Origin of the sequence: Jiangella endophytica, assembly GCF_003427025.1 — a bacterium.
In the GTDB taxonomy this organism is placed as follows: domain Bacteria; phylum Actinomycetota; class Actinomycetes; order Jiangellales; family Jiangellaceae; genus Jiangella; species Jiangella endophytica.
Map to the genome: position 1 here is coordinate 1 of NZ_QVAI01000018.1, position 17,637 is coordinate 17,637.

Annotated in this window: 13 protein-coding genes; 6 read left to right on the forward strand and 7 right to left on the reverse strand. The window is 71.0% G+C overall.

Annotated elements, in window-relative coordinates:
- Nucleotides 1-1,581 (reverse strand): choice-of-anchor G family protein (locus DZA62_RS27810; protein WP_116952221.1); only part of this gene is annotated, 1,581 nt, incomplete at its 3' end.
- 262 nt (nt 1,582-1,843) lie between these two features.
- The gene (locus tag DZA62_RS27815) at nt 1,844-2,515 is read right to left on the reverse strand and encodes an acyltransferase (protein WP_198664274.1); all 672 of its coding nucleotides are present in this window, start codon (nt 2,513-2,515) and stop codon (nt 1,844-1,846) included.
- Nucleotides 2,516-2,658: 143 nt separating this feature from the next.
- On the opposite strand from DZA62_RS27815, the gene DZA62_RS27820 reads away from it, so the two are divergent.
- The gene (locus tag DZA62_RS27820; RefSeq protein ID WP_116952223.1) at nt 2,659-3,228 is read left to right on the forward strand and encodes a GNAT family N-acetyltransferase; all 570 of its coding nucleotides are present in this window, start codon (nt 2,659-2,661) and stop codon (nt 3,226-3,228) included.
- Nucleotides 3,229-3,327: 99 nt separating this feature from the next.
- Here DZA62_RS27820 and DZA62_RS27825 read toward each other — a convergent pair whose 3' ends face one another.
- The gene (locus DZA62_RS27825; RefSeq protein WP_116952224.1) at nt 3,328-4,275 is read right to left on the reverse strand and encodes a class I SAM-dependent methyltransferase; all 948 of its coding nucleotides are present in this window, start codon (nt 4,273-4,275) and stop codon (nt 3,328-3,330) included.
- Complete coding sequence (locus DZA62_RS27830) at nt 4,275-5,069, reverse strand: enoyl-CoA hydratase/isomerase family protein (protein WP_116952225.1); 795 nt, start codon at nt 5,067-5,069, stop codon at nt 4,275-4,277. Before DZA62_RS27830 ends, DZA62_RS27825 begins: the two co-directional genes overlap by 1 nt.
- Nucleotides 5,070-5,136: 67 nt before the next feature.
- Between DZA62_RS27830 and glgX the strand changes: the two genes are divergently transcribed.
- Entirely contained in the window at nt 5,137-7,287 is a 2,151-nt protein-coding gene (gene glgX / locus DZA62_RS27835) for a glycogen debranching protein GlgX (protein ID WP_408619766.1), read from the forward strand.
- A 32-nt stretch (nt 7,288-7,319) separates the two neighbouring features.
- The gene (locus tag DZA62_RS27840) at nt 7,320-7,874 is read left to right on the forward strand and encodes a COG4315 family predicted lipoprotein (RefSeq protein WP_116952227.1); all 555 of its coding nucleotides are present in this window, start codon (nt 7,320-7,322) and stop codon (nt 7,872-7,874) included.
- 48 nt (nt 7,875-7,922) lie between these two features.
- Here DZA62_RS27840 and DZA62_RS27845 read toward each other — a convergent pair whose 3' ends face one another.
- From DZA62_RS27845 to DZA62_RS27855, 3 genes are all read right to left on the reverse strand, one after another.
- The gene (locus DZA62_RS27845) at nt 7,923-8,906 is read right to left on the reverse strand and encodes a hypothetical protein (RefSeq protein ID WP_116952228.1); all 984 of its coding nucleotides are present in this window, start codon (nt 8,904-8,906) and stop codon (nt 7,923-7,925) included.
- Between the two features lie 127 nt (nt 8,907-9,033).
- Entirely contained in the window at nt 9,034-11,583 is a 2,550-nt protein-coding gene (gene glgP / locus DZA62_RS27850; protein ID WP_116952229.1) for an alpha-glucan family phosphorylase, read from the reverse strand.
- Between the two features lie 103 nt (nt 11,584-11,686).
- Nucleotides 11,687-13,201, reverse strand: coding sequence for an LVIVD repeat-containing protein (locus DZA62_RS27855; RefSeq protein ID WP_116952349.1), 1,515 nt, complete (start codon nt 13,199-13,201; stop codon nt 11,687-11,689).
- A 194-nt stretch (nt 13,202-13,395) separates the two neighbouring features.
- On the opposite strand from DZA62_RS27855, the gene DZA62_RS27860 reads away from it, so the two are divergent.
- The 3 genes from DZA62_RS27860 to DZA62_RS27870 all read left to right on the forward strand — a co-directional run bounded on the left by DZA62_RS27860 (nt 13,396) and on the right by DZA62_RS27870 (nt 17,605).
- Nucleotides 13,396-14,067: a DUF305 domain-containing protein gene (locus DZA62_RS27860; protein WP_157987950.1), complete on the forward strand. Its 672-nt coding sequence runs from the start codon at nt 13,396-13,398 to the stop codon at nt 14,065-14,067.
- 419 nt (nt 14,068-14,486) lie between these two features.
- Nucleotides 14,487-16,211, forward strand: coding sequence for a maltose alpha-D-glucosyltransferase (treS, locus tag DZA62_RS27865; protein WP_116952350.1), 1,725 nt, complete (start codon nt 14,487-14,489; stop codon nt 16,209-16,211).
- A complete protein-coding gene (locus tag DZA62_RS27870; protein WP_198664277.1) occupies nt 16,208-17,605 on the forward strand; it encodes a maltokinase N-terminal cap-like domain-containing protein in 1,398 nt (465 codons plus the stop codon). The genes treS and DZA62_RS27870 overlap by 4 nt, the downstream gene beginning before the upstream one ends.
- The last annotated feature ends 32 nt before the right edge of the window (nt 17,606-17,637 follow it).

The window sequence follows — 17,637 nt, forward strand, 5'->3', positions numbered from 1 at the left end:
GGTCCCGTCCACCTCAGTGCCGTCGACCTCGGTCTCCGTGCCGTCCACCTCGGTCTCGCCACCGTCATCAGCGGTGGTGTTGGGACCGACCGTCGACTCGGCCAGGGTCAGCACCGCGGCGGGCGCGTCCGGCAGCGCCGTGACCTCGAGCGCGGCCACGCTGTACGGGCCGTCCGAGGCACGCGCCTGGGCGCTCACCGGCGCGGCCGGCTGGTCGTCCTGGACGTTGAGCTTGATCGACAGGATCGACGCGAGGAGCTCGCCGACCGGGGTGAGGGCGTCGGTGAGCGACCCGACCAGGCCGGCGACGGTCTCGCCCAGCGTGGTGAGCGGGCCGCCCTCGGCGAACACCAGGTCCTCGACCAGCCCGCCGACCGTGGTGATCAGCGTGTCGAGCACCGGCGAGATCAACGCCGAGATCAGACCGACGACGACGCCGGTGCTGTTGTTGACGAACGAGGCCTCACCGGTGATGACATCGCCGAGCGTGCCGGTGAGCTGCAGGTCCAGCGTGCCGGGCAGCAGCCCGCCCACCTCGGCGTAGATCTTGATGTCCAGCGTCGCCGCGTTCAGCGCGTTCTCGACCGTGTCGACGATGTCGGTGACCAGCGTGTCGAGCAGGTTGCCGATGGTCTCGGCCAGCTGGTCGATGACGGCGTTGCTGAGCAGCTCCGTGTTCGGCGCCTGATCGTTGAGCCCGCCGGCCAGGGTGTCGAGGTCGATGACCAGCGTGCCCTCGGCCAGGTTCAGCTCGACGCCGGTTCCCTCACCGAGCGGCGTCGCGAGGAGCTCCTCGACGGCGCCGGCGAGGTCGGTCTCGAGCGAGACCGTGATGTCGGGGTTCTCGACCCCGGCGACGGCCAGCAGGCTCAGCAGCCCTTCGACGGTCGAGAGGGTCTGGGCGATGGTGCCCTCGGGCCCGGCCAGTCCGTTGACGACCTCGTCGACGGTGGCGACGGCGTCCTGGACCTGCGGCAGGAGATCGGCGAGCAGGGGAACGGTCAGCCGCAGCTGACCACCGGCGATCTCGTAGTCGTTGGTGAACTCGAACCCGCCGTCCGCCGGCGCCAGGTGCGCCTCCGACGAGACCGCGCCGAGCTCCAGCTCGAGGTCGGCGAGCAGGTCGGTGAGCGCCTCGCCGACCACGTCGGTGAGGTCGAACGTCGCGTTGCCGGGGAATCCGGCCTCGGTGCCGGTGCCGATACCGCCGTTGTCGGCGACCGCACCGGTGGCGGCGTGCGACGCGCCGCCGTCCTCCGCCGACGCCCACTGGTTGACGGCGCCGAGCTGGAGGATGTCGCTCAGCGGCAACTGCACCCCGCCGGGAACCGTCAGGTTGAGGGTGTCGAGGACGGTGAGATCGAGCGGGTTCGCGTCGGTGACCGGGTCGGGCGTACCGAGGTTCTCGACCTCGACGCCGGCCAGCTCGGCGACGGCGTCCAGGTCGGTGCCGAGGATCTCTCCGCTCAGGAATCGTGCGGCCGCACGGGACTCGTCACCTTCGGCCGCCGATGCGGGCACCAGCCACGCGCCGACGGCGACTACCGGGGCCACTCCGGCCGCCAGGAGCGAAGCCGCCACCCGGCGCCGACGATGTCTTTCCCAGGAAGTCATCCTGATCTCCTTGTACTGCTCGGGGACGTTGCCTCCGCGCCGTCCGCGTCGAATGCGCGGAGGAAAGGCGCGACCTAGGTCGAGGACCGGCTGCTTGACGGGTGCGATGTTACTGGCTCGACAAGACTCTTGACCTTGAGAATTGACTAATTACTCGTCAGTAGACGCGAAATGCGAGCGAACGCTTCGTAGCGGAGAAAAAGGACGGATCAGCACCGACAGTTCGGTGTCAATTTCGCCGATCCGGACAATCGTCCCGGTCCTTTTCTGCAGAAACCGCCGAATTCCCGCGGTGCTTGAGAATTCGCGCGGGCACTCCCCCGGCGACGGCCAGATCGGGGATCGTCCCCCGGACGACGGCGTGCGCGGCGAGCACGCAGCCACGCCCCACGACGGCGCCGCGGAGCACCGTCACCTTGACCCCGAGCCAGCAGTCCGGCCCGATGCGGACCGGCGACTTGACGATCCCCTGGTCCTTGATCGGCGTCGTGAGGTCGTCGAAGCGGTGGTCGAAGTCGGTGACGTACACCCAGTCGGCCACCAGCGTCCGAGCGCCGATCTCGACGTCGAGGTAGCAGGTGACCGTCGACGACGACCCGAACACCGTCTTCTCGCCGACCCGCAGCGTCCCCTCATGGGCGCTCAGCCGGGTGCCGTCGCCGATGTGCACCCACCGCCCGAGCACGACCCGCCCGAATCCGGGCCGCCCGGAGACCCGCGCCCGCCGGCCCAGGAACACCATGCCCTCGGTGACCACCTCGGGGTGCAGCAGGCGCAACCGCAGCAGCCGGGCGTACCGCACCAGGAACCACCACGTCCACGCCCGGTGCCGCACCACCCAGCGCAGTGACGACGGCGTCAGGTAACGCGCCTGCCGGGGGTCGCGACGGCGGAACACCACCGCCACACGGTAGCCCCCGAGCCGGTCCCGAGGTCCCAGGACGTCGGCGAGTCCCGCCAGAAACGGAGATCCGTCATGCCGCCTGATCAGGCCGTTACGGAGCGGAGACCACCGCGAAACACCGGCGGCGGAGCCTGGCCGGTATGAAGACGACGCGACTGGCCGAATCGGCACACCTGTTCTCCGGCTCGGGCGTCACGACACGACTCCGCGACGGGCGTTCGGTCACCATCCGAGCCGCCTCGCCGCGCGACGCCGGTGACGTCAGCGCGATGCACGTGCGGTGCTCCACCGAGACCGTCCGGCACCGCTATCACTCCGTCCCGTCGATGACCGGGCGGTTCCTGTCCCAGCTTCTCGGCACCGACATCGCGCTGATCGCCGAGGCGCCCAACCGGGCGATCGTCGCGTTGGCCAACCTGGGCCGCGACGACGGCGACGCGGGTGAGCTCGCGGTCGTCGTCGAGGACCGCTGGCAGCGGGCCGGCCTCGGCTCGATGATGCTGGACCATCTGGTCAGCATGGCCCGGCTGGTCGGCTACCGCGAGGTCTACACCGTCGGGCTGCCCGGCAACCGCTGGTTCTGCGAGACGCTGGCGCGGCACGGCCGGACCCGGCTGGAGCGGTCGGACAGCTACGACGCGATGCGGCTGTCCCTGCGCCCGCCGCTGGCCCGGTTCCCCGAGGAGTTGGGCGCGACGGCGGCGGCATGATGCGCTGCTGGAGCTCTGCCGTCGGATTCGACGGCAGACCTCCAGCGGCACGGAGGCACGACGCGCCCTGAGCCAGCGATGCGGCGCGCCCGGCCGGGGCTACTCCGGCCGGACCGCCGTCACCGACACGTTGTAGAACAGCTCGCGCGGCACCACACGGGCCAGCACGCGGTCGGCCGCCGAGAGGCGCAGCCAGCTCTTGTAGGCGAACATCGCCCAGCCCCAGCCCAGCCGGTCCGGGCTGACGGCGTGCTCGAACGTGCGCACCGGCCAGCCGAACCAGGCCGCCGTCAGCTCCTCGGTGACGGCGTCGGCGTGGGTGAACCCGGCCCGGGTCACCAGCGCCGTCAGCGCGCCGGGGTCGAACGTGTGCAGGTCGACGACGGACTCCAGCGCGGCCGCGCGGGACGACTCGTCCAGCTCCTCCTGCGACCGCGCCCAGCCGGACAGCCCCGGCAGGCGGGTGGCCCGCGTGGCCGTCCACCAGGTGGCCCGCGACAGTGCCCGGGCGACCTTGTCGCCGTACTTCGTCGGCTCGCCACAGATGACGACGCGGCCGCCGGGTCGCAGCACCCGCAGCATCTCGCGGAACGCCTGCTCGACGTCCGGCAGGTGGTGGATGACGGCGTGCCCGACCACGACGTCGAACGTCTCGTCCGGGAACGGCAGCTGCTCGGCGTCGGCCACCTCGCCGGCGATCTCGAAGCCGAGCTGCCGGGCGTTGCGGCGGGCCGCCTCGACCATGCCGGGCGAGATGTCGGTGACCGTGACGTCGTCCAGGACGCCCGCCTGGCGCAGGTTCAGCGAGAAGAACCCCGTCCCGGCGCCGATCTCCAGCGCCCGCCCGTACGGCCAGCCGTCGCTCCCGGCGGCGGCGGTGAACCGGTCCCGCGCGTAGGAGATGCAGCGCTCGTCGAACGAGATCGACCACTTGTCGTCGTAGGTCTGCGCCTCCCAGTCGTGGTACAGCACCTGGGCCAGCTTGGTGTCGTTCCAGGCCCGCTCGACGTCCTCGGCCGACGCCGGCGGCCGGTCCTCGCCGGCCATCAGCGGCCCTCGAAGTCAGCCTTGCCGGGGCCGTTCTCGATGAACGAGCGCATCCCGGTGGCGCGGTCCTCGGTGGCGAACAGCCCGGCGAACTGCTGGCGCTCCAGCTCGAGGCCGGTGTCGAGGTCAGTGGACAGGCCGCGGTCGATGGCCTCCTTGGCCGCCCGCAGCGCGTAGGCCGGGCCCGTGGCGAACCGTCCCGCCCACTCGGCCGCGGCCGCGTAGACGTCCTCGCCCGCGGGGATGACGCGGTCGACCAGGCCGATCGCCAGCGCCTCCTCAGCGCCGACCATGCGGCCGGTGAAGATCAGGTCCTTCGCCCTCGAGGGGCCCACCAGCCGCGACAGCCGCTGGGTGCCGCCGGCGCCGGGGATCAGGCCCAGCAGGATCTCCGGCTGCCCCAGCTTCGCGTCGGCCGCGGCGAACCGCAGGTCGCAGGCGAGGGCCAGCTCGCAACCGCCGCCCAGCGCGTAACCGGTGACGGCCGCGACGGTCGGCTTCGGGATGCGTGCGACGGCGGTGAACGCGGCCTGCAGCGCCACCGACCGGTCGACCATGTCGGTGTAGGACCAGCCGGCCATCTCCTTGATGTCCGCACCGGCCGCGAAGACCTTCTCACCGCCGTACACGACGACGGCGCGGACGTCGCGCCGCTCGGTCACCTCGGCGGCGGCCGCCAGCAGGCCGTCCTGCATGGCGGCGGCCAGGGCGTTCATCGGCGGGCGATCCAGCCGGATGGTCCCGACGCCGTTCGCGACCTCCAGCCGGACGGGCTCGCGCTCACGTTCGCTCATCCCGGCACCGTACCGTGACACTGCCCCTACCTGGACGAAGAGGTTCTTGTCGGCGACATGGGAAACAATGCCCCGCGTGGATGTCGCGATGGAGCCATGGCCCGGCCACTGGACCCCGCTGGGAGCCACCTACAGCGAGGCGGCCACGAACTTCGCCCTGTGGGCCCCCGACGCGGAGCTGGTCGAGGTCTGCCTGTTCGACGACGGCGACGCCGAGACGCGGCTGGTGCTGCCCAACCGCACGTTCGACATCTGGCACGGCGCCGTCCCCGGCGTGCGGCCCGGACAGCGGTACGGGTTCCGGGTGCACGGCCCGTGGGACCCTGCCACGGGTCGTCGCTTCAACCCCGCGAAGCTGCTCACCGACCCGTACGCCCGCGCCGTCGACGGAACCCTGACCGCGCACCCGGCGGTCTACGGCCACGTCCGCCCGTCCATGGACGAGGGCGGCGACCACCACGTCCGCGACGTCCGCGACTCCGCCCCGTACGTGCCCAAGTCGGTCGTCGTCGACCACCACCCGTTCGACTGGCGCGGCGACGCCCCGCCGCGGGTGCCGTGGGCCGAGACCGTCCTGTACGAGACGCACGTGCGCGGCTTCACCATGCGGCACCCCGGCGTCCCCGAAGAGTTGCGCGGCACCTACGCCGGGCTGGCCCACCCCGCGGCCATCGAGTACCTCACCAGCCTCGGCATCACCACGGTCGAGCTGCTGCCCGTGCACCAGTACGTCAGCGAGCCCGACTTCCTGCACCGCGGCTCGCTGAACTACTGGGGCTACAACACGCTGGCGTTCTTCGCGCCGCACAACGCGTACTCGTCGGCGGGCTCCCGCGGTCAGCAGGTCGACGAGTTCAAGGCGATGGTCCGCGCGCTGCACGACGCCGGGCTCGAGGTCATCCTCGACGTCGTCTACAACCACACGGCCGAACAGGGCGACGGCGGCCCGACGCTCTCGTACCGCGGCATCGCCAACGAGGCGTACTACCACGTCGATCCCGCCGACCGGTCCCGCTACCTCGACTACACCGGCACCGGCAACACCTTCCGGGTCGCGCACCCGGCGGTGCTCGGGCTGGTCATGGACTCGCTGCGGTACTGGGTCGGCGAGATGCACGTCGACGGCTTCCGGTTCGACCTCGCGTCGGCGCTGGCCCGCTCGATGCACGACGTCGACATGCTCGGCTCGTTCATGACGGTCATCGGTCAGGACCCGGTGCTGCGCGAGGTGAAGCTCATCGCCGAGCCGTGGGACGTCGGGCCCGGCGGCTACCAGGTGGGCGAGTTCCCGCACCTGTGGACCGAGTGGAACGACCGCTACCGCGACTCCGTCCGCGACCACTGGCGCGGCGGCGCGGCCGGCGTCCGCGACCTCGCGTTCCGGCTGTCCGGCTCGTCCGACCTGTACGCCGACGACCGCCGCCGCCCGTACGCGTCCATCAACTACGTCACCGCGCACGACGGCTTCACCATGCGCGACCTCGTCTCCTACGACCGCAAGCACAACGAGGCCAACGGCGAGGAGAACCGCGACGGGACGGACAACAACCGGTCCTGGAACCACGGCACGGAAGGAGACGCGGGTGAGTCCGATGGCGCGCTGCGCGAGCTGCGGCTGCGTCAGGTCAAGAACATGCTGACCACGATGCTGCTCTCGACCGGCGTGCCGATGCTGCTCTCCGGCGACGAGCTCGGCCGCACCCAGCGCGGCAACAACAACGCGTACTGCCAGGACAACGAGATCAGCTGGATCGACTGGTCGCTGGCCGCCGAGCACCCGGAGCTGCTCGAGCACGTCCGCCGGCTGCTGCGGTTCCGCCGCGCGCACCCCGTCGTCCGGCAGCGGCGGTTCTTCGAGGGCGTGCCGGTGGTCGACGGCGGGCGCAAGGACATCGCGTGGTTCGCCCCGTCCGGCGCGGAGATGACCGAGGCCGAGTGGCACGACGGGTCGCTGCGCACCCTCGGCATGTACCTCAACGGCGAGGGCATCCGGTCGCGCGGCGTGCGCGGCGAGCCGATCCTCGACGAGTCGTTCCTGCTCTACGTCCACTCCGGCGCCGACGCCGTCGACGTGCGGCTGCCGGGCCGGTTCTGGGCCGCGTCGTACGAGGTCGTGCTGGACACCGCCGACGCCACGGCGGACGGGCGCCGGCACCGCGCGGCGGCCCGCGTCCGGCTGCCCGGACGCAGCTGCCTGCTGTTGCGCGTGATCGACTGAATCCCCGGGGCGGGCTCGTTCGTACCACCGGTATGAACAGTTCGCTTCACAGCGGGTCCCGGCGCCTGCGCCTCATCGGCATCGCCGCCGCGGCCCTGCTCGCACTGAGCGCGTGCGGGTCGTCGTCCTCGGACACCACGTCGGGCTCCGGGTCCGGCGCCACCGAGACCCAGACGGTGGACGGCATCGTCGGCACCCGGGTGATCCCGGACTTCGCCACCGTCCTCACCGACGCCCACGGCAACACCCTCTACACGACGGACGCCGAGGCCGACGGCACCGTCCACTGCACCGACGGCTGCACCGACTTCTGGCCGCCGGTCGCCGCCACCCAGTCCGACGTCCCGTCCGGCGTGGCCGGCGTCACCGGCACCTTCGCCGTGGTCGACCGTCCCGACGGCTCCGAGCAGCTCACCCTCGACGGCAAGCCGCTCTACACCTTCGCCGAGGACTCCGGTCCGGGCTCGTTCACCGGCGACGGCTTCGAGGACGACTTCCAGGGCACCCACTTCATCTGGCACGCCGTCACCACCGACGGCTCCACCCCGTCCAGCAGCCAGAGCAGCGGCGGCGGTTACACCTACTGACGGCACGGATGGGTGAGGGATCCGAGTAGCCATAGCGACACCGATCCCTCACCCACCGGCGAGGTAGGCGACCTCGATCTCTCGCAGCACGGCCTGCGGCTCGCTGCGCAGCCGGGCCGGTGAGACCGGCAGCATCCGCCAGCCCAGCGCGGCATAGCGGGCCCGTCGCTCCTCGGTGCGCCGGGGCGCGTCGCCGAAGCCGTGGTAACTGCGCGAATCAACCTCGACCACCAGCCGGGCTCGCGGCCAGCAGGCGTCCGGCACGATCCCCCGGTGTCCTGGCAGGACGCGGTTCCAGCGCGGTTCGGGCAGCACGCTGCTCATGAGCACCAGGTCGCGCAGCTCACACTCCGGAGCGGAGCGGCAGCCGGCGTCGATGTCCTTCATGGCCAGCCGGGTCATGGCGCCACCACGCCGCGGTGCGGCCGCCACCTCGGCACGCAACTCCGCGACCGTCGCGCGGCGGCGCTGGACCACCTCGCACATGAGCGCCCGTGCGTCGCGCAGGTACACCGGCTGCCGCGCGTGGACGAGGGCATCGACGACGGCACACGCCGGCGGCGCCAGTGTCACCACGCCCGCGCTGACCACGGTGCCGTCGAGGACCAGGTCCAATGGCGGCCCCGAGCGGCGCAACTCCTCGAGCGCCCCGACGTCGACGCATCGCCTCGGTGCGGGCAGACGCGACGTCCGGATGACCCGGACGGCGCCCACCTTCCCGCGATCGTGCCGGTGGTCCAGCAGAACGTCGACCCGTTCGCCGGGGTCCGGACCGTACCTGAGGCCCCACCATCGGCACGCCCAGGAACCGGTGATCATCCCCTCGGGGCCGATGATCAGTTCCGCGGTGCGGAGCCGGTGGAGATCCTGCAGCGGACCGGTGAAGGTCGCGTACACGCCGGGTACGACTCGCCGCCAGGGCCCGCCCGGTCGAGCGGCATGGCGCAGCGCACCGATCGACATGCCGGCCGCCAGCGCCTGGGACCGGGTGATCAACCCGTCCTGCACGGCGGCGATCCGGAGCACCTCCACACGAGCCAGGAGAGCGAGCCTGCGCGCGTGAGTACGGCCGCGGCAGCTGCCCGGAGCGATCTGTGGACAACGCACGCGGGCGGTTGAGGGATCCGAGCAGCCAGCGCGGCCCGGATCCCTCAGCCATTCACTCGGGGAGGGCGGCCAGCCCCAGCTCGGCGCCGTCGCCCAGGAGCGGGTGGCGGGGCACGATGCGCACCGTGTAGCCGAACGCGCCGGTGCGATCGAGCTCGACCTCGCCGTCGAAGCGGAAGCCGCCGTCCTCCTGCCGCTCGCTCAAGGTCATGGGGGTGACGGCGGGTTCGCGCAGGTTGTCGGCGTCGTCGACCGCGCCGTGGACGACCTGGACGTCGACGTCGTCAGGCGTGAGCGGGCCGAGGGTGACGAACGCGTGCAACCGCAGGGTCTGGCCGCGCTCGAAGGTGTCGACGGTGGTGGTCTCGACGTGGCCGACGCGGACGTGCGGCCAGGCGGCGCGGACCTGCTCCTTCCAGTCCGCCAGCGACACCGCGCCGTCGAAGTCGGAGTTCAGCGAGCGGCTGGACTCCGCCGCCGGCGTGTAGAGCTGCTCGACGTAGTCGCGGACCATGCGCGTGGCCTGCACCTTCGGGCCGAGCGTGGTGAGCGTGTGGCGCAGCTGATCGACCCAGCGGCGCGGGATGTCCTCGCCGTCGACGTCGTAGAAGAGCGGCGCGATCTCGTTCTCCAGCAGCTCGTAGAGCGCGGTGGCCTCGAGTTCGTCGCGGTAGGACGGGTCGCCGACACCCTCGGCGGAGGGGATGTCCCAGCCGTTGAGGCCGTCGGACCACTCGTCCCACCAGCCGTCGCGGATGGACAGGTTCAGGCCCGCGTTGAGCGCCGCCTTCATGCCGGACGTGCCGCACGCCTCGTACGGGCGCAGCGGGTTGTTCAGCCACACGTCGCAACCGGGGTACAGCGCATGCGCCATGCCGATGCCGTAGTCGGGCAGGAAGACGATGCGGTGCCGGATCTCCGGGTCGTCGGCGAAGCGCACCATCTCCTGGATCATCCGCTTGCCGCCGTCGTCGGCCGGGTGCGCCTTGCCGGCGATGACGAACTGGACCGGCCGCTCCGGGTGCAGCAGCAGCGCCTTCAGCCGGGCGGGGTCGCGCAGCATCAGTGTGAGCCGCTTGTACGACGGCACCCGCCGGGCGAACCCGATGGTGAGGATGCCCGGGTCGAGGACGTCGTCGATCCAGCCCAGCTCGGCGTCGCCGGCGCCGCGGCCGTGCCAGGAGTCGCGCAGCCGGAACCGCGCCGAGTCGACCAGACGGGCCCGCAGCGTCCGCTTCGTGGACCAGAGATCGGCGTCGGAGACGGTGGCCGTGGCAGCCGTCCAGCCGCCGCCGGCGATCGCCTTCTCCTCCAGTCGCAGGATCTCCGGCGCCACCCACGTCGGCGCGTGCACGCCGTTGGTGATCGACCCGATCGGCACCTCGCGCTCGTCGAACGAGGGCCACAGACCGGCGAACATGCCTCGGCTGACCTCGCCGTGCAGGGTGCTGACGCCGTTGGCGCGAGCCGACAGCCGCAACCCCATGACGGCCATGTTGAACACCGCGGGATCGCCGCCCTCGTAGTCTTCGGCGCCCAGCGCCAGGATCTGCTCGACCGCCAGGCCCGGGCTGGCGTTGTCGCCGCCGAAGTACTGCTTCACGAGGTCCATCGGGAAGCGGTCGATGCCCGCGGGCACCGGCGTGTGGGTGGTGAACACGGTGCCGGCGCGGGTGAACTCCAGCGCCGCCTCATAGGCCAGGCCGCGCTCCTCGACCAGCTCGCGGATGCGCTCGAGGCCGAGGAAGCCGGCGTGCCCCTCGTTGGTGTGGAACACCTCCGGCCCCGGTGATCCTGTGATTCTGCAGAACGCCCTCACCGCCCGCACGCCGCCGACTCCGAGCAGCATCTCCTGCAGCAGCCGGTGGTCGCGGCTGCCGCCGTAGAGGCGGTCGGTGACGTCGCGTTCGGCCGGGCCGTTGTCGTCGATGTAGGAGTCGAGCAGCAGCAGCGGCACCCGGCCGACCTGCGCCACCCAGACGGCCGCGGTGAGCACCCGCCCGCCCGGCATGCCGACGGTGACCTGAGCGGGCGTGCCGTCGGCCTCGCGCAGCCGCACCAGCGGCATGTTGTCGGGGTCGACGACGGGGTAGCGCTCCTGCTGCCAGCCCTCGCGCGACAGCGACTGCACGAAGTACCCGTGCCGGTAGAGCAGCCCGACGCCGATGATCGGCACACCGAGGTCGCTGGCCGCCTTGAGGTGGTCGCCGGCCAGGATGCCCAGACCGCCGGAGTACTGCGGCAGCACGTGGGTGATGCCGAACTCGGGCGAGAAGTACGCGACGCCGCGCGGCGCCCTGCCGTCGTGGTCCTGGTACCAGCGCGCCTCGGTCAGGTACTGCTGCAGGTCGTCGTGGGCGGCTCGGACCAGGCCCAGGAACGCGGGGTCGGCGGCCAGCTCGGCCAGCCGTTCCGCCCGCACCTCGCCCAGCAGCCGGACCGGGTCGTGGCCGACCTCCGCCCACAGCTCCGGGTCGACCGCGGCGAACAGGTCCTGTGTCGGCTGATGCCACGACCACCTCAGGTTCGTGACGAGGTCGCCGAGCGCGGCGAGCGGCTCGGGGAGGACGGTACGGACCATGAGTCGTCGGATCGCACGCACGGCGCCAACGGTAGTCGCTGACTGTTACACGAGCCTTACCGACGGACGAGCGGACGGCGACCAGGTCGCCGTCCGCTCGTCTCGTTCGGTGCGTGGTGGTGCGTCAGTACACGGGCTGGGTCTGGACGTTGAACTCGGAGTACCGGGTTCCCTTAGCCGGAGCCACCCGCGGGTCGCGCAGGTCGAACACGTCGAAGCCGCGCTGGATCTCGTTGGAGTAGATGTAGCCGTTGTAGTAGTACGTCGACCACGCGCCGGCGATCGACTCACCGGTCCACGCACCGCGGTCGAACCAGGCGATCTCGGCCGGGTTGTAGGGGTCGGTGAAGTCGAACACCGAGATGCCGCCCTGATACCACGCCTGGACGAAGATGTCCTTGCCCGGCACCGGGATCAGCGAGCCGTTGTGCGCCACGCAGTTCTCCGTGTTGGCCTGCTCGCGCGGGATCTTGTAGTACGACGCGAACTCCAGCGAGTCGCCGTCCCACGTGTAGATGGCGTTGGCGCCGCGGTTCGGGCCGATCGTCGGGTTGCAGGTCGGCCCGCTGCCGCCGCCCAGCTCGTCGGTGAAGATGATCGACGTGCCATCGTTGTTGAACGTCGCCGAGTGCCAGAACGCGAAGTTCGGGTCGCGGACCTGGTCGAGGATCACCGGGTTCAGCGGGTCACTGATGTCCATGATGATGCCGTCGCCCATGCACGCGCCGGCGGCCAGGCCGAGGTGCGGGTAGGCGGTGATGTCGTGGCAGCCGGCAGTGTTGCCGCCCTGGTTGCCGGCGTCCGGGAACAGCACCGGCTCGGCGACCACCGCGGCGTCCTCCGGCGAGTCCAGCGGCACGTCGATGATCGAGATCTTGTCGTGCGGCGGCTGGCAGTCGGCCAGCCCGGCGTTCGGACCGTACGACGAGACGTAGATGTAGACGCTCTCCTCACCCGGCACCAGCGTGTGCGTGTGCGAGCCGCACTTGGTCTCGACGGCGGCGACGTATTGCGGCTTCTCGATGTCGCTGATGTCGAAGATCTTCATGCCCTCCCAGTAGTCCCGTCCTGCCGTGTCGCTGATGTTGGGCAGGTTCGTCGCACTGCAGGAGTCGTCGGTCCAGCGCGAGTCGGTGGACAGGAAGAGCAGGTCGCCGTGGACGGTGATGTCGTTCTGCGAACCCGGGCAGAGCACCTGGCTCACGACCTTCGGCTTCCGCGGGTTGCGGATGTCGTAGATGGTGAACCCGTTGTAATTGCCCGCGAACGCGTACTTACCCTGGAAGGCAAGGTCGGAGTTGAGCGCGTTGGCCGGCGCGAACGGACCTTCCTTGGGCAGGTTCGCCACGAGGTGGAGGTTCGGCGAGCCCGCGGTCTCACCGGGCGGGAGGATGCTCGCCGCCGCCGGCGCCTCGGTGATCTCGGCGAGCTCGGACTCGGTGAGGCAGTTCTCCTCGAAGTTGTCGCCGAGGCCCTCGAGAGCCTCGGCGTTGGCGCACTCCTCACTCTGCGTGGAGTCCCGCAGCAACTCGCCGTCGTCGGCGGCGGAGGTTCCGATGGCCCCGAGGGCCAGACCGCTGCTCACCAGGGCGGCGACGGAGAGACCCGCCGCCCTTCTTCTCCAACGATGTCCGATCATGCGCACACCTCACCGGGGTAGAGAGGAAAGGGCCGATCAAGGTCAGGGCCGCACAATAACGGCTATCGACCGGAATGGCCATACTTCTGTCACAATCCTGCGAAACTTCGACCCGTCCGGTTGCTGACACCCTTCGGCTCGGCCGGATTCGGCCTTACGCTGGCCCGATCCGCCCCCGGCCACCTGGAGGAACGATGCCGCGCCTGACCCTCGGCACGACGACGGCGGCAGCGCTCGCCGCCCTGCTCGCGCTGGCCGGCTGCAGCGGCGACGACGGCGGCACCGACCGCGGTGCGCCGGCGACCACGTCGACGGCCACCGCGGACACGCGGGTGATCCAGCCGGGCCGCCCGGGCGAGACGGCCGACGTGATCGAGCCGGGCGAGGAGATCGAGGTCGTCGAGGGCGGCTACAGCGAGACCGACGTGCGGTTCGTCGAGCAGATGATCCCGCACCACCGCCAGGCCCTCGCGATGGCCGAGCTGGCGCCGGACCGCGCACAGGACGAGCGCGTCCTGCTGGTCGCCGACCGGGTCATCGCCGCGCAAGGTCCGGAGATCGCGGCCCTGGAGGCCTGGCTGACGCAGCGCGACCTGCCGCTGCCGCCGGCCGGCACCGAGCACGACCACGGGCTGCCCGGCATGATCACCCCGCTGCAACTGGAGCAGCTGGGCAACACCGAGGGCGCGGAGTTCGACGAGTTGTTCCTCACCTACATGAGCCAGCACCATGCCGGCGCGATCGACATGGCCGTCGCGGCGCTGGGCGGCGGCGTGGACCAGCTGGCGATCGAGATGGCCACCGACGTGAGCGTCACCCAAGGCGTCGAGATCGACCGGATGCGGGAGATCCTCGACAGCCTCTGAAATGCGCCTGGACGAGGCGGTTTGCCCGTATCCCGGCGGGTATGAAGAATGGGACGGAATCAGCCCATCGGGCGTCCGCCGGGCGCCTTCGCCGACAGCGAACCACCACGTGACGATGAACATCATCTACGCAGGTCAGAACCGCCGGGAACGACATAGTCGCCGGCGCCGGGAAAGCTCGTCCGGCGTGCCGGGCGAAGTGGTTGGACCACACCGCGGGCGGCCGAATAGCATTCGCCGGGCGAACCCCGCACCGAAACCTCCGCGTCACCTTCGCGTTACATCAATCGGCTCACGCGGCTGATCATCGCGCACCACCCACACTTCCCCGCCACGACGTCACGAGAGGTCATCGTGCGTACCGAACCGAGCGCTGGGGCCACCGTCCCCGCCGCACTTACCATCGAATGGTGCCGGCCATGAGCGAGACCCGGCCGCAGGTCGTCCCGGCCGAGCGGCAGGGCTGGGTGCTGCCCGCGCGGGGCACCGACCCCGAGTGGTTCAAGCGTGCCGTCTTCTACGAGGTCCTGGTGCGGTCGTTCTACGACTCCCAGGGCGACGGCATCGGCGACCTCGAGGGCCTCACCCAGAAGCTCGACTACCTGCATTGGCTGGGCGTCGACTGCCTCTGGCTGCCGCCGTTCTTCCCGTCGCCGCTGCGCGACGGCGGGTACGACGTCGCCGCGTACATGGACGTCGCGCCCGAGTTCGGCACGCTCGAGCACTTCTCGCAGTTCGTGGCGGCCGCGCACAGTCGCGGCATGCGGGTCATGACCGACCTCGTCATGAACCACACCAGCGACCAGCACCCGTGGTTCCAGGCGTCCCGCGAGCACCCCGACGGCCCGTACGGTGATTTCTACGTCTGGGCCGACGACGACACCGGCTACCCCGACGTCCGCATCATCTTCAGCGACACCGAGGCGTCCAACTGGACCTACGACCCGGTGCGCCGGCAGTACTTCTGGCACCGGTTCTTCAGCCACCAGCCCGACCTCAACTTCGAGAACCCGGCCGTGCACGAGGCGATGCTCGACGTCGTCCGGTTCTGGCTGCGGCTCGGGGTCGACGGCTTCCGGCTCGACGCCGTCACGTACCTCTACGAGAAAGAGGGCACCAACGGCGAGAGCCTGCCCGAGACGCACGCCTTCCTGAAGAAGGTGCGCAAGGTGATGGACGACGAGTTCCCCGACACCGTGCTGCTGTGCGAGGCGAACCAGTGGCCCAGCGAGATGGTCGAGTACTTCGGCGATCCCGACGTCGGCGGCGACGAGTGCCACATGGCGTTCAACTTCCCCATCATGCCGCGCATCTTCATGGCGGTACGGCGCGAGTCGCGCTACCCGATCAGCGAGATCATGGCGCAGACGCCGCAGATCCCGTCGGGCTGCCAGTGGGGCGTGTTCCTGCGCAATCACGACGAGCTGACGCTCGAGATGGTCACCGACGAAGAGCGCGACTACATGTGGTCCGAGTACGCCAAGGACCCGCGCATGAAGGCCAACCTGGGCATCCGCCGGCGGCTGGCGCCGCTGCTCGAGAACGACATGAACCAGATGCGGCTGTTCAACGCGCTGCTGCTGTCGCTGCCCGGCTCGCCGGTCCTGTACTACGGCGACGAGATCGGCATGGGCGACAACATCTGGCTGGGCGACCGCGACGCCGTCCGCACCCCGATGCAGTGGACGCCCGACCGCAACGCGGGCTTCTCGACCTCCGACCCCGGCCGGCTCGACCTCCCGGTCGTCATGGACGCCGTCTACGGCTACCAGGTCACCAACGTCGAGGCGCAACTGGCGAACAAGTCGTCGCTGCTGCACTGGACCCAGCGGATGATCGAGGTGCGCAAGCAGAACCCGGCGTTCGGGCTGGGCGACTTCGTCGACCTCGGCGGCTCCAACCCGACGGTGCTCACCTACGTGCGCACCTTCGGCGACGACATCGTGCTGTGCGTCAACAACCTGTCCCGCTTCCCGCAGCCGGTCGAGCTGGACCTGCGCCGGTACGAGGGCATGCAGCCGGTCGAGCTACTCGGCAGCGTGCGGTTCCCCGCCATCGGCGAGCTGCCGTACCTGCTGACGCTCGGCTCGCACGGCTTCTACTGGTTCCGGCTGGCCAGGCTGCCGGAGGAGTCGATGCCGTGACGGCCGACCAGCGGTTGTCCGAGGCGGTGGCGCTGCTGCCCGAGTGGCTGCCCCATCAGCACTGGTTCACCGGCGCGCGCACCGGGCGGCTCGACGTCCGCCCGGTGGCGGCCGCACTGCTGCACGACGGCGAGCCACGGGTGTGGCACCTGCTGGCCGAGGTGACGCACGACGACGGCGCCGACGTCTACCAGGTGCCGCTGTCGGTGCACAGCCAGCGCTCCGACCGCCTCGACCACGTGCACCTGGGCCACACGGCCGACGGCCACGTCTACGACGCGCTGCACGACAAGGAGGCCACGGCGGTCCTGCTGGACCACTTCGCCGACGACGCGCCGGCCATCGACGGCCTGCGCTTCCACGTGAAGCCCGACGTCAAGGTGCCGTACGGCGACCCGTCGCTGGTGCTGCCCGGCGAGCACCACAACACCAGCCTCGCCTACGGCGACGCCGCGCTGCTCAAGGTGTTCCGCCGGGTCGACCCCGGCCTGAACCCCGACGTCGAGCTGAACGAGGCGCTCAGCGACGCCGGCTGCACCCTGGTCGCGCCGCTGCTGGGCTGGGTCGACGGCGACTGGAGCGCCGGCGACGCGACGCCGTCGGGCAGCCTGGCGATGCTGCGTGGGTTCCTGACGACGGCCTCCGACGGCTGGGCGCTGGCCACGGCGAGCGTCCGCGACCTCTACGCCGAGGGCGACCTGCACGCCGACGAGGTGGGCGGCGACTTCGCGGCCGAGGCGTACCGCCTGGGCATGGCCACGGCGCGGGTGCACGAGACGCTGGCCGAGGTGCTGCCCACCGCCACCATGGCGCCGTCCGACCTCGGCGCGCTGGCCGACGCCATGACCCGCCGGCTCGACGCCGCCGTCGCCGGCGTCCCGGAGCTGGAGCCGTTCGCGGCCGGGCTGCGGGTCCACTACGACGTGCTGCGCCGGCCCCGCGATCCGGTCACCGTCCAGCGCATCCACGGCAGCTACCACCTGGGGCAGGTGCTGCGCACCGTCCTGGGCTGGAAGCTGATCGACTTCGAGGGCGAGCTGATGGCGCCGGTCGCCGACCGCCGGGCCATGCACTCCCCCGTCCGCGACGTCGCGCAGATGCTCCGCTCGTTCGACTACGCGGCCCGCCACCTGCTGATCACCGACCACCCGCCGGAGGACCCCGCGCACGACCAGCTGGTCTACCGCGCGCACGAGTGGACGCAGCGCAACAGCGAGGCGTTCTGCAACGGTTACGCGTCGGCCTCGCAGCTGGACCCGCGCCACGAGCCGGAGCTGCTGGCGGCGTACGAGTCCGACACCGCGGTGTACGAGGTGGTCTTCGAGGCCCGCCGGCGGCCCAGCTGGCTGCCCATCCCGCTGGCGGCGGTGGAACGACTGGCGCTGCCGGGCTGATCGCGGGGTACGCTCTTCTCCGGGCACCTGAC

Excerpts from the sequence above, each read along its gene's own strand:
- DZA62_RS27830 (WP_116952225.1), bottom strand. The coding sequence starts at position 5,069 with ATGAGCGAACGTGAGCGCGAGCCCGTCCGGCTGGAGGTCGCGAACGGC.
- DZA62_RS27855 (WP_116952349.1), bottom strand. The coding sequence starts at position 13,201 with ATGATCGGACATCGTTGGAGAAGAAGGGCGGCGGGTCTCTCCGTCGCC.
- DZA62_RS27825 (WP_116952224.1), bottom strand. The coding sequence starts at position 4,275 with ATGGCCGGCGAGGACCGGCCGCCGGCGTCGGCCGAGGACGTCGAGCGG.
- treS (WP_116952350.1), top strand. The coding sequence starts at position 14,487 with ATGAGCGAGACCCGGCCGCAGGTCGTCCCGGCCGAGCGGCAGGGCTGG.
- DZA62_RS27860 (WP_157987950.1), top strand. The coding sequence starts at position 13,396 with ATGCCGCGCCTGACCCTCGGCACGACGACGGCGGCAGCGCTCGCCGCC.
- glgX (WP_408619766.1), top strand. The coding sequence starts at position 5,137 with ATGCCCCGCGTGGATGTCGCGATGGAGCCATGGCCCGGCCACTGGACC.
- DZA62_RS27840 (WP_116952227.1), top strand. The coding sequence starts at position 7,320 with ATGAACAGTTCGCTTCACAGCGGGTCCCGGCGCCTGCGCCTCATCGGC.
- DZA62_RS27820 (WP_116952223.1), top strand. The coding sequence starts at position 2,659 with ATGAAGACGACGCGACTGGCCGAATCGGCACACCTGTTCTCCGGCTCG.